The sequence below is a fragment of the Actinomadura sp. 7K534 genome, from assembly GCF_004348575.1.
GTDB classification, from domain to species: domain Bacteria; phylum Actinomycetota; class Actinomycetes; order Streptosporangiales; family Streptosporangiaceae; genus Spirillospora; species Spirillospora livida.
In genome coordinates this window covers 1-10614 of the sequence record NZ_SMKB01000241.1, presented here as the reverse complement: position 1 = coordinate 10614, position 10614 = coordinate 1, and the positions used below count along the sequence as shown (strand labels likewise).

The 10614-nt window shown below is 68.1% G+C and carries 12 protein-coding genes; 4 read left to right on the top strand and 8 right to left on the bottom strand.

Annotated elements, in window-relative coordinates; translation table 11 throughout:
- Positions 1 to 114: 114 nt before the first annotated feature.
- A complete protein-coding gene (locus E1266_RS30885) occupies positions 115 to 423 on the bottom strand; it encodes a hypothetical protein (RefSeq protein ID WP_132053068.1) in 309 nt (102 codons plus the stop codon).
- A 246-nt stretch (positions 424 to 669) separates the two neighbouring features.
- Here E1266_RS30885 and E1266_RS38370 point away from each other — a divergent pair, with 246 nt between their 5' ends.
- A complete protein-coding gene (locus E1266_RS38370) occupies positions 670 to 816 on the top strand; it encodes a hypothetical protein (protein ID WP_165966277.1) in 147 nt (48 codons plus the stop codon).
- Between the two features lie 277 nt (positions 817 to 1093).
- Here the strand turns inward: E1266_RS38370 and E1266_RS30880 are convergent, their stop codons facing one another.
- The 4 genes from E1266_RS30880 to E1266_RS30860 all read right to left on the bottom strand — a co-directional run bounded on the left by E1266_RS30880 (position 1094) and on the right by E1266_RS30860 (position 4235).
- Complete coding sequence (locus tag E1266_RS30880) at positions 1094 to 1234, bottom strand: DUF397 domain-containing protein (protein ID WP_132053066.1); 141 nt, start codon at positions 1232 to 1234, stop codon at positions 1094 to 1096.
- 700 nt (positions 1235 to 1934) lie between these two features.
- Positions 1935 to 2423, bottom strand: a complete 489-nt coding sequence (locus E1266_RS30870) for a hypothetical protein (RefSeq protein WP_132053064.1) — start codon at positions 2421 to 2423, stop codon at positions 1935 to 1937.
- Positions 2420 to 2869: a hypothetical protein gene (locus tag E1266_RS30865; RefSeq protein ID WP_132053062.1), complete on the bottom strand. Its 450-nt coding sequence runs from the start codon at positions 2867 to 2869 to the stop codon at positions 2420 to 2422. The genes E1266_RS30870 and E1266_RS30865 overlap by 4 nt, the downstream gene beginning before the upstream one ends.
- Positions 2853 to 4235, bottom strand: a complete 1383-nt coding sequence (locus E1266_RS30860) for a hypothetical protein (RefSeq protein ID WP_132053060.1) — start codon at positions 4233 to 4235, stop codon at positions 2853 to 2855. Before E1266_RS30860 ends, E1266_RS30865 begins: the two co-directional genes overlap by 17 nt.
- 644 nt (positions 4236 to 4879) lie before the next feature.
- Here E1266_RS30860 and E1266_RS30855 point away from each other — a divergent pair.
- The gene (locus E1266_RS30855) at positions 4880 to 5311 is read left to right on the top strand and encodes an ATP-binding protein (RefSeq protein WP_243719092.1); all 432 of its coding nucleotides are present in this window, start codon (positions 4880 to 4882) and stop codon (positions 5309 to 5311) included.
- 541 nt (positions 5312 to 5852) lie between these two features.
- Here E1266_RS30855 and E1266_RS30850 read toward each other — a convergent pair.
- A complete protein-coding gene (locus E1266_RS30850; RefSeq protein ID WP_132053058.1) occupies positions 5853 to 6824 on the bottom strand; it encodes an NAD(P)-dependent alcohol dehydrogenase in 972 nt (323 codons plus the stop codon).
- A 90-nt stretch (positions 6825 to 6914) separates the two neighbouring features.
- Positions 6915 to 7739, bottom strand: a complete 825-nt coding sequence (locus E1266_RS30845; RefSeq protein ID WP_132053056.1) for an NAD(P)H-binding protein — start codon at positions 7737 to 7739, stop codon at positions 6915 to 6917.
- Between the two features lie 99 nt (positions 7740 to 7838).
- Between E1266_RS30845 and E1266_RS30840 the strand changes: the two genes are divergently transcribed.
- The gene (locus E1266_RS30840; RefSeq protein WP_132053054.1) at positions 7839 to 8750 is read left to right on the top strand and encodes an AraC family transcriptional regulator; all 912 of its coding nucleotides are present in this window, start codon (positions 7839 to 7841) and stop codon (positions 8748 to 8750) included.
- 42 nt (positions 8751 to 8792) lie between these two features.
- Here the strand turns inward: E1266_RS30840 and E1266_RS30835 are convergent, their stop codons facing one another.
- On the bottom strand, positions 8793 to 9368 hold the full coding sequence (locus tag E1266_RS30835; protein ID WP_132053052.1) for a putative glycolipid-binding domain-containing protein: 576 nt from the start codon (positions 9366 to 9368) through the stop codon (positions 8793 to 8795).
- A 421-nt stretch (positions 9369 to 9789) separates the two neighbouring features.
- Here E1266_RS30835 and E1266_RS30830 point away from each other — a divergent pair.
- The coding region (locus E1266_RS30830) for a sigma-70 family RNA polymerase sigma factor (RefSeq protein ID WP_132053050.1) at positions 9790 to 10614 on the top strand (825 nt) is incomplete at its 3' end.

Below are 10614 nucleotides of genomic sequence, written 5' to 3'. Positions count from 1 at the left end.
CCCCCAGCGAGCCACCCCCGCCCGAAGGACCCCGGCACGGGCGCACAGCAGCAGCTCGGCGACGACCAGGTCCACCCCCGCGAGCTCAGGCCCCAGCACGGCCAGCGGCAGCCGCTACCTACGCATGGCCCGCTCCGCGTCGGCCGCGCTGTCATCCGCGCGCGCCGCGACCGCCATCGCCATCGCGGCCGACAGCGCCGGCAACAGATGCCACCCCGCCGCCGTCCCGGCAGGGATGCGCTGGTCGACCCGCTCGACGAGCTCGGGATGGCTGGACCTCTCGATGACCCGACGGACGTGGGCCAGCAGATCGGCCGCCTGCCGCGCGAGCGACACGGCCAACGTCGATCTCCGCGCGTGGAGCAGGGCCTGCGGGACGACGTTCGCCGCGCTCCAGCCGCTCTCGAGCTGCTGAGAACTCATGTGCGCCAGCCCTGAAGCCGTCGTAGTGGCGAAACCGTGGAAAGTTGGATGTGCCCAAGGAACGGTTGATCCCATATCCGGGCAGTGGGCCGGACAGGGACTCGTCCATGCTGCTGGGGCGGGCTGGCCGGAATCATCGGGAGCAGGCTCAGGCGCCCATGATGTCGATCGAGGAGCGGGCCACTCAGGACCGGCGGGACGCGTCGCTTCCGGCCGGCCTCGCTGAGGTGTGGCCGTGGGTGCGGCGTGGCATGTGAGGTCGACCCGGCGTTCGGACAGAGCCCTGCCGATGCGTACGCGCCGTACTTGGAGAGCAAGCAGCGCGAGTACGGAATCTTGGACGACGACCTCAAGAACTGGCGTCCCGAGAAGCCCAAGCGCGGCGGCAGTTGAAGAAGGATTCTTGAGCGTCGCCCTGGTCGGACGTCTGGCTTCGTCCGGCAGTGGCGACGGGGCTGTATGCGATCTTGAAATGCGACCGGTGACTGCCCAGCTGCGTCCCGGAGGCCTGGCGCATTGACCCTCCGCCAGCAAACACTCGGGCCGCGTGCGAGGTCCGGACCGCTACGGACTCAGAATCGGGTCCGTAGCGGATCGCGCAGCCTGGAATTAAGAAGGCCCTACCGACTTGATCGGATGGAGTGGAGAAGGGCCGTCCACTCATAGCGCGTCAGTTCCAGGATGGGACCAACGCGTTGGCCTTGGAGTCGCGGACGCCTACCGTGCCTTCAAGGCTTGGGGCTACTTCTACGCACGTGCTGTTGGGCTCGCTGTGACGTGACTTGCGCCAGTTAGTGAATCGGCTGGTCATGGGGGTCCTGTCTAGTCACTTGGCTTTTGTGCCGCCTCGATGAGCAACAGTTTGCTGTCGCTCGGCGACAGTGCCGCCTCACTGAGGAATTCGTACCTTCGTGTATACCGTTCGACCTCGCGCGGCTCGGTATAGACGAGGTCAGTGGTGATGGTATCTACTACTGGCCATAGTTGGGTCTTCGACCGCTGGGAACGTCGGGGCGGCCGTAGGCGTACTCTAAGCGGCTGATCTTCGTGCGTGAGTAGTGGATGCGCTTGGCGAGTTCGTCCGCCATCATCCCGCGCTCCTCACGGAGTTCTCGGAGTACGGTCGCGAGGCGCTGGCGTCGTACAAACGGGCTGACCATATTCGACCCCGGGGAGCTGATGTGTTCGTCCAACTACGTTGTGTACATGCTTCGGGGTGGGCTGGCGGTGGAATGAACGGGTGGTCAGGTCGAATTGGGCCACAGTTCTATATCGAACGCGCCCGTAAGTGTTCGGGCAATCGGTTGTGCTCACCTCGGCCGGGCGCCTCCTGCGGGGGATCTAGCTATGGTCGATCGCTAAGCTGGATGAGGAGCCCGGTCTGTGCCCCCCGGTGTCGTCAGCACGAATTGCCTTCGGGCGTGGACGCTCCGTTGTTTCCTGAGGTAGCCGTTGAGAGCTGAGCCACCCTACGTCCAGATTGCCTCGCGTCTGATGCGAAACCGCTTTGCTCAGGCAGCCCCGGCTTCACCTTGCCGGGCCGCGATCCACTGCCGGGCGAAGTCAGCAGCGTCTCGGATGAACTCTTCGAGGCCCGCCTCATCGAGATTCGCCTCGTGCAGCAAGGTATCCAGAACCGCAACCTCAGCGCCGATCGTGGTCTCAGCGTTCTGGGGATCGAAGCGGCCAAGGGCGGGGTCGCCCAGTACCTCGCGAATCATCTCCTCGGCCACGCGAGGGTGGATAGGGCTCACCTCTCGCCCGTAACCGATCCGCATGTCCGAGACGAAGCGGATCACATCGGCCAATGAATAGGTCGGGGAGAACTTCCGCCGCACCGCGACACCGAACGCTCCGTACAGCATCACGGTGTAGGCGATCGCCTCTTTCGCAGACTCTGCGGAATAAAATGGCTGCCAGGCATCCGGATCTCCCTTAAGAAGCGAGCGCAGCGCCGCAATATGCTCCCCTCTCACCTCGACGCCCGTGCAGTCGGTCAATCCGTGAGCCATCGATCCGCCGTCTCGCGTGCCTCTGCGAGGAACGTACCGAGTTGATCCGCATGGAGATTCTCGTCGGCGACCAGTGCCGCCAGGAGAAACATCTGGTGGCCGAGGACGGTGTTGTCATCGATGTCGTCGACGTCGCCCTGTTCCATTCCGGTCAGGATGATGCGTTCGGCGATGTGCGGGTCGAGCGCGTCCGCCGCCACCTGGGACGAGGCCCTCAACGTGGCCACGTAGTCGATCACATCGGTGCGCGGAAGGTACCTGCCATTCCTAATGAACCGCCGCTCGATGGCCACCAGCAGCCCGGCGGCCACCAATGCGGAGTAGCCCTGGCCCGCATCACCGGGATCAAGCTGGTTCAGCCGGCGCCGATGCTCTTCGGTGCGGCCGGCCAGCTGAGCTTCGAGGGTGCCTACCTGTTCATCCGTTACCGCCATCACGTCTTCCCGTATGCCCCTTCAGTTTGTCCTCTACTGTACTGTGCAGTCGCTGGGCGCCCTTGAAGAGCAGTATTGCCGCAAGTGCGACTCCCACCGTCCCATCTCCGACCGTCATCTTTTGGTGTGGAGTCACGGGATTGTTCGGTATATCCTTTCCGGTGCCGGTCGTTGTCGGACCCGGTGGTTTGTCATTAAGGAACTTGTCGATGTCGTCGGTCCATTTCTTGCCGACGTCAACGGTATCAGGAGTCGATCGTGCGAATCTTCGACCGATCCGATCGCGCCGCCGAGTCGTATCGGGATCGGGCTCCAGGTAATCGCGCTGCTCAGGGTCCTCCTCGGGTGGGATGACCTCACCGCGTCCCGGTGTTCCCTCACGGGGCACCTCGGGGAGACGACGGTATTTGTTCGGTTCGTCGTCCGTGGTGGCCGGTGTTCCCGACTGATCCCGGCCATTGCTGCCACGGTCCTCAACCTGGGTTCCGGGAGACCGGTCATTGAACTGGACGACCGGAGATGCCCAGCGTGTGACGCCTTCTTCAGACTCCGTCAACCAGGCGACCCGGATTGTCGGTTCGTCCCCTGGTTCAGGGGTGTTGGCCTCGCGGACCGGCTCCCCGGCAGGTGGCTGCCTCTCGGTGTGGGCGTCCCGCTGGGGGAGCGGCTGATGGTCCTGGCTCTGGAGGGCCTCGGCCGCAGCCCCGCGGACTTCGACCTGGTCGCGCTCGCCCGGTGATTCCGGGTCGGCCTCGCCGGACTCCGTTGCGGGTTCTTCGATCATCGGCTGGTCTTCGGCGTTCTGCGGTTCGGCCGGTGCATCCGGCTTCTCGCCGGCGGGTTCATCGGCGGTCTTGTCGTCGTCACGAACCTCACCCCGCGGCTCCGTGCCCGTCTCGGGCGCTAGTTCGCCGGCGCCGGCCGCGTAGGGCTGCTCGCCGTGTCCGTCCAGTCGTGCCTGTCCGGTCTCGGATTCGGGGCGGTCGGTCTCCTGGTCGCGCTCGCCGCTTCCCTCGTCAGTGCCGGGTCCGGTTTCGCCGTCGACCGACGTCCCCTCCGGGGTCGTCGGTTCGGTCCTGGCGTCCTGCCCCTCGTCGGCAGATTTGGCAGGCGAAGACTCTCCTTTGTTCTCTTCGCGTTCCTCTCGCTGCTCGGCGTCGGTCTCCTGCGGAGCGGTCTGCTGCGTGCCGGTCTCGGCGCGGCGGGCCTCCTGCGCCTCGCGGGCGGCGCGGAGGCTTTCCAAGCGGGACGGCTGGCCGGGCGACCCCGGCCGGTCGGGCGGCGGCGCTGGCGGGCGGTCCTCGGCCGGTGGTTTCTCGACGTTCTCCGCGCGGGTGTCTGTCCCGCCGGGCCGGTCGGTACCCACGCTTTCCGCCCTTTCCGTCGCAGGAAGGGAGCCCTGCCGCCGGGCTTCTGACAGCGGACCCATCGCCCTTTCAGTGCATGTCGGACATGCATCCGGTGGACGTGCGGGGCCAGCCTCCGGAGGCGTCGCCGTCCATGTAATCGCGCACATTCATCTTTTGCACGTTCAGGCTGGGGATGTTCACAGTCGTGTGTCCGAGGTGGCGGCTCAGGTCGTCTATGAGCAGTTACTTCGTGGGCGATTGGAGTCAATGCACGGCGTTCAAGCCGAGGAGATGCCTATCTTCAATTGATTCGCCGGAGGCGTGCTCAGAATGGGACGACGACCGGTCGGGGGGACGCAAGCCGGTCACTCGTCCGGCGATGGAGGTCCGGCTCGGACAGTTGCTCGTCCGACTACAAGATCAATGCCTGGCTTGCCACCTGGGCGGCCACTGCGCTGAAGCATCTCGCGCGCCGGACTCCTGACCGCCGCCCCGGTGGCGGGAACATTCGGTCCATGAATGTTCGGACGCCGCACGCGCTGACGGTCAACGCTCACCTCGTGAGCGTGCCGTTCCGCGGCCTGACGTGGGATTTCTTGTGTGCGTGCCAGCTCGTGCCGTAACGATGAACACGCACGATGACGAACCCGGCCACTAAGCGCTGAGGAATCCTCATGTCGTATCCACTACCTCTCCCGTCCACCCCGCGAGCGCGCAGCGCTGGCGCCGCGCCTTTCCCGGCGAACTCGACCAGGCCCGCGCCGCGCGCCGCTTCACCGCCGCCCTCCCGGCCGACCGCCCCGACCTGGACGAGGTGCTCCTGGCCGTGGACGAGCTCGTGGTGAGCGCGCTGAGGCACACGAAGTCCGGCCAGCCCGGCGGCACCTTCATCGTCGAGATCGCCCACTGGGACGGCGCGGTCACCGTCGCCGTCACCGACGAGGGTGCCCCCTCCGAACCGGCCGTCACGATGCGGCCGACGACGCCGAGTCCGGTCGGGGCCTGCGCACCGTCTCCCTTCTCGCGTCCGGCTGGGGCTGGTTCGGCAACGACCGTTCCCGCACCGTGGCCGCGCTCTTCGCCGCGTCCCTGAGTGAGGCGGCGTGAGCGGCCGCGACCTGCGCGAGTGGACTGTCGCCCAGGTGCGGTCCGCCATGACCTCCGCAATGCGCACCGACCCGAACGCCTTCGACGCGCCGCCTCGTCTGTCTGGCCTGCGGCATCGACCGCTGTCGGACGGTCCGCAGCATCTCCGACGTTCTGGTCGCCTGCGCCCTCCAGGCGCACCCGGTGGACCGCCCCGAAGCCTGGGTGCCGCGCCGACGACTATTACGCCCGCACCGCCGGTCACCCCGTCCCGCTGACCATCGACTCTTTCGGTGACGGCTTCATCGCCCGGCCCACGGGCCTGCCGCCCGAGGCCCCCGGCAACGTCCTCGTCATCGACCGGAAGACCGGCGCCCTGACCCTCTGGCCCGCCTACGACACCGACACCTTCGCCACCGAGTACCGCACCTATAAACAACGGGGCGCCCTCTCACCGTGATGGGCCACGTCGTATTCAGCCCGCGAGAGCTGCTGACGTGGCGGAGCTCGATGCGCTCGGCCTCCGCGTCGGCGGCCGGATGGGTGGATCAGGTCGGGGGGATGACGTCGATGACGACGTTGCCGATCTTCTGGCCGGTTTCGACGTACCGGTAGGCGTCGACGATCTGATCCAGTGGGTAGCGCCGGTCGATGACCGGCCTGAACCGTCCGGATTCGAGCAATTCCCGTAGGTGCAGCGCCATCTCCTTGTCCTGCTGCGGGACGGCGAGCTGCACTTTCTTCCTGCGGAACAACGGCGTGACGAGCGCGAGGGGGAGGTTCTGCCACCACGGACCCAGGTCGGAGAACAGGTAAACTCCGCCGGGTTTCAGTAGCCTCCTGCACTGCCCGAAAGTGGTCTTACCGACCGCGTCGATGACCGCGTCGTATCGCCGCTCGTCCGCGGTGAAGTCCTCGGTCGTGTAATCGATGACGCGGTCGGCGCCCAGGCCGCGCACCATTTCGAGGTTGGCCGTGTCGCAAACCGCGGTCACCGTGACGTCGAAACACTTCAGCAACTGCACCGCCGCCGAGCCGATGGCGCCGGTCGCGCCATAGACCAGGACGTCCTGCCCGGCCTTGGCTCCTGCCTTCTTAATGGAGGAAAGCGCATAGTGCGAACCCTCGGTGGCCGGAGCGGCCTCTCCGAACTCCAAGCCCGCCGGCATCGTCGCGATCATGCCCGCCGCCGGAACCGACAGGTACTCGGCATGCGTTCCGAACGCGCCCTCGTTGTACCCGAAGACCCGGTCACCCACGGCAAAGGACGTGACGCCACCGCCGACGTCCTCCACCACTCCGGCGAACTCCGTCCCCAGGACCTTGCGCCGCGGCCGGGCAAGGCCGGTGGCCGCCCGCATGAAGAAAGGTTTCGCCGCGCGGTAGGCGCAGTCCGTCCGGTTCACCGTCGTCGCGTGCACTCTGACCAGAACGTCGTTGTCTCCGACCGCGGGATTGTCCACCTCGGAGATCCGAACCACATCCGGCGGGCCGTACCTGGAATGAACGGCGGCTTTCACAGGTGCACTTTATCCTTCGGACCATCCACAGAACCCGCGTCGATGCGGACCGGGTGGTCCAGGGCGGTGCTGGTCCCGCTCGGTGGGCGGTCAGCGGGACCAGGTGCCGGAGGCCGCGGTTCGGACGGCGTAGTCCTCGAATGTGGTCGGTGGGCGGCCAATGATCTGCCGGACGTCGTCGGTCGGTTCGGTGGTGTGGCCCGCCCGGTGCAGGGCGAACATGGCGTTCAATGCGTCTGCCGTTTCTACCGAGGCTCCCTGGGCCAGCAGTTCGGCTCGGTATGCCTCTGGCGTCAGCTCGACGAACTCGATCGGGCGGCCCGCCGCACGCGCCATTGTTTCGACCGCCTCGCCGAAGGTCAGCGACTGTGGGCCGGACAGCTCGTAGAGCCGGCCCGCATGGCCGTCTTGGGTCAAGGTTGCCGTGGCGGACGCGGCTACGTCATCGACGTCGATGAAGGGTTCGGGGGTTTCTCCGATCGGTAGTGCTAGACGACCTGATCGCAATGGCGCGTGCCACAGGTCCTCGTCGAAGTTCTGGTCGAACTGGTTCGGACGCAGGATCGTCCACTCCGCGCCCGAACCCCGTACTGCCTCTTCGGCCGCCGCCATGCCCTGCGCGAAGTCGGGGGCGGCGTGCTCGAGTCCCCGGCCCGACAGGAGCACCAGCCGACGCACGCCGCTCGCGACGGCGAGGTCGACGAAGGCCTTGATGGGCCCGGGGTCGTCGGGGGCGACCACGTACGCGGCCTGTGCTCCGTCTACTGTCTTCTCCCAGGTCTCAGGGGCCGTCCAGTCGAAGCGCACCTCGCTGGAGCGCGACGCGGCCCGGACCCGTCGGCCCTGAGCGCGCAGCCGGCCTGTCACGCGGCGGCCGGTCTTGCCCGTCGCCGCCAGTACCAAGATCTTGTCCATGGCCTCAGCCAACCCGGCGGGCAGGGGCCCGGACATGGGCGAGCGTGCCGCGGACATGTCCGATAGTCCCGGCGCAAAGTCTGGCTATATCGTGACGACGTGGACCCGTTCGATGATCTGCTCAAAGGCGTGCGCGGCGAGGGCGCCGCGTTCGGCACCTCGTCGTTGACGGCACCGTGCGGGCTGCGATTCGCCGACGGGCCGCCGCTGACATTGTGCGTGCTCATGCGCGGGGAGGGCGTGCTCAGGCAGGGGGATCTGGTCCTGCCGTTCCGGACGGGTGAGGCCGCGATCGTGCGCGGTCCCGAGCCGTTCGTGTTCGCCGACGCCGACGCGCCGCGCACCGTGTGCGACGCGGGCGACGTCTCGGGGTCCGGTGCTCCGGACGAGGCCGTGTTGCTGACCGCTTCGTACCGGTTGACGGGCGAGGTCGCGCGTCGCCTTGTCGCCGTGCTGCCGCCGATGGTCGTCGTCCCGGACGACCATGACTGCGCCTCGATGCGCGGGTACCTGGAGGCTCAGCTGGACGCCTGCCGTCCAGGCCGTCAGGTGGTCCTGGACCGGCTGCTCGATTGGCTGCTGGTCTGCACTTTGCGTGACTGGTTCGACCGTCCGGAGGCGGTGCGGCCCGGCTGGTACCTGGCCCTGGGCGATCCGGTCGTCGGCCCGGCCCTGCGCGCCGTCCACGCCGATCCGGGACGCCCCTGGACGCTTGCCTCCCTCGCCGCCGCCGCCCACGCGTCCCGCACGACCCTGGCCCGGCGGTTCACCGAGCTGGTCGGCGAGCCGCCGCTGGCCTATCTGACGGGGTGGCGGATGGCTCTCGCCGCCGAACGGCTGGTGGATCCGTCGACGACGGTCGCCGCCGTGGCCCGCGAGGTCGGCTATGCCGACGCGTTCGCGTTCAGCTCGGCGTTCAAGAGGACTCTTGGGAAGAGCCCGACGGCTTACCGGAAGGACGCGGCCCGTACCGGCTCACCTCGTCCCGTCTCGGCCGCGCAAGACCGCTGACCCGAGAGGACGGCAAGGTCGCGGGTGCGCACTGAGGCGGGGTCAGGCGGTGCGGGTGGCTATGCCCGGGTAGTCGAGGACGAGGCCGGAAGCGTCGTAGGTCAGTCGGCAGGAGAAGTCGAACGCCGGCGAGACGTAGTCGTAGCGGCATCCGTCGTCCTCGACCCGCGTGTACTCCTGTTCCAGCCGCTCCACGGACAGGTCCAGCGCACGGACGTATGCGGCCGGGGTGGACACCCTGGTACCCGCGGGCGGATCAAGGCGGTGGACGGGCAGCGCGTTGGTCATCGCCGACGATTCCAGGTCTACGTCCAGGCAACCGGCGATGTGCGGGGCGGGCTCGCCGTTGACGCGCCATTTCCCGGCCCCGTCGGTCTCCAGTTCGGTTCGGTGGGTCCCGGCGGCGTTGCGGCTCGTGACCCGGACGCTGCGGGTGGTCCAGCGTGAGTCCAGGTCGATGAGATAGGTGACGGCCCAGGTCTGGCCGTCCTCGACGGCGGTGGTGCACCCTTCGATGCGGTGGCCCCCGCCGCGCGGACGGAAATAGGTGACCTCGAAGCCGTCGCGTGCTTCGACGTGTCGCCACGCAGCGGTGTTCGGTGGCGCGTTGAACGGCATGCGTCCACCCTCGCACGCCCATGTGACAACCCCGGCCGGCCGCCACGGCACACGACTAGGCGCGACCACTCGGCTGCATGTCGCCACGTCCACAAGTCGGGCCCGGCGGGACGCGGTGCTAGCGGCCCGTCCCGGCCGGTGGCCACGTACTCCGGGTGAATACCGGGAAGGGGAGGTACAGACCGGGAATGGAGCTCTTCGGTCCCACACTGATCGACAGCGGGACGCCGTCGCTCCTGATGGTCGGGAGTTCGCCCGGCAGTGCATTGCGGGACAGGTATGCCAGACCCTGTTTCAGGTGGGGCGGCGGGCAGGTCGGCCGCAGACTCGTTCGGGAGTGGAGAATTGGGCGGCTTCTCGTTATCTGCGGTGTTCTGGGGTGTCTCCTGGTGGGTCTGTGGTGAGTCTCCGGAGGACGGGTATGCGTGTGGGCACGGATGTGGAGCGGCTGGTCCGGGCGGCTCAGGAGGGGGACGCCGACGCTCGGGAGCGGCTCGTCGCCGAGCATCTGCCGTTGCTCTACAACGTGGTCGGGTGGGCGCTGGGCGGGCACGCCGATGTGGACGACGTCGTCCAGGAGTCGGTGCTCCGCGCGCTGGGAGGGCTGGGGCGGCTCCGGGAACCCGCGCGGTTCAGGTCGTGGCTCATCTCGATCGCCATGAACCAGGTGCGTCGCCGGTGGAGATCGCAGCGCGGCAGGACGCCGATGGACCCCGATTCGCTGGCCCGGGTCGCGGGAGCCGAGGACGATTTCGCCGAGCTGGCCGTCCTGCGGCTGGAGCTGTCGGAGCAGCGCCGGGAGGTCGCCGAGGCGACGCGGTGGCTGGACGCGGACGAGCGTGAGCTGCTCGCGCTGTGGTGGCTGGAGGCGTCGGGGCATCTCACCCGCAAGGAACTGGCGGACGGCCTGGGGGTGTCGGTGCCGCACGCGGCCGTCCGGGTGCAGCGGATGAAGAAGCAGCTCGCGACGTGCCGCGGCGTGGCGCGGGCGGTGGCGGAGCCGCGGTGCGGGGCGCTCGAACCCGTGCTCGCCGGGTGGGACGGGCGGCCGTCGCCCCTCTGGCGCAAGCGGATCGCCCGGCATGTCCGGGGATGCCGGTCCTGCTCGGCCCGCCAGCGGGAGCTGGCGCCGCCCGAGGCACTACTCGCCGGACTGGTCCTTGTGCCTTTCCCCGCTGACCACACCCTCCACGTCGCCGAGCTCGCGGCGGGCGCGGGCAACGGGGCGGGACTCGGGGCCACCGCG

Coding starts and splice junctions, on each gene's coding strand:
- E1266_RS30865 (WP_132053062.1), bottom strand. CDS start 2,869: ATGGCGGTAACGGATGAACAGGTAGGCACCCTCGAAGCTCAGCTGGCC.
- E1266_RS30845 (WP_132053056.1), bottom strand. CDS start 7,739: ATGGACAAGATCTTGGTACTGGCGGCGACGGGCAAGACCGGCCGCCGC.
- E1266_RS30835 (WP_132053052.1), bottom strand. CDS start 9,368: ATGCCGTTCAACGCGCCACCGAACACCGCTGCGTGGCGACACGTCGAA.
- E1266_RS30880 (WP_132053066.1), bottom strand. CDS start 1,234: ATGACCAGCCGATTCACTAACTGGCGCAAGTCACGTCACAGCGAGCCC.
- E1266_RS30885 (WP_132053068.1), bottom strand. CDS start 423: ATGAGTTCTCAGCAGCTCGAGAGCGGCTGGAGCGCGGCGAACGTCGTC.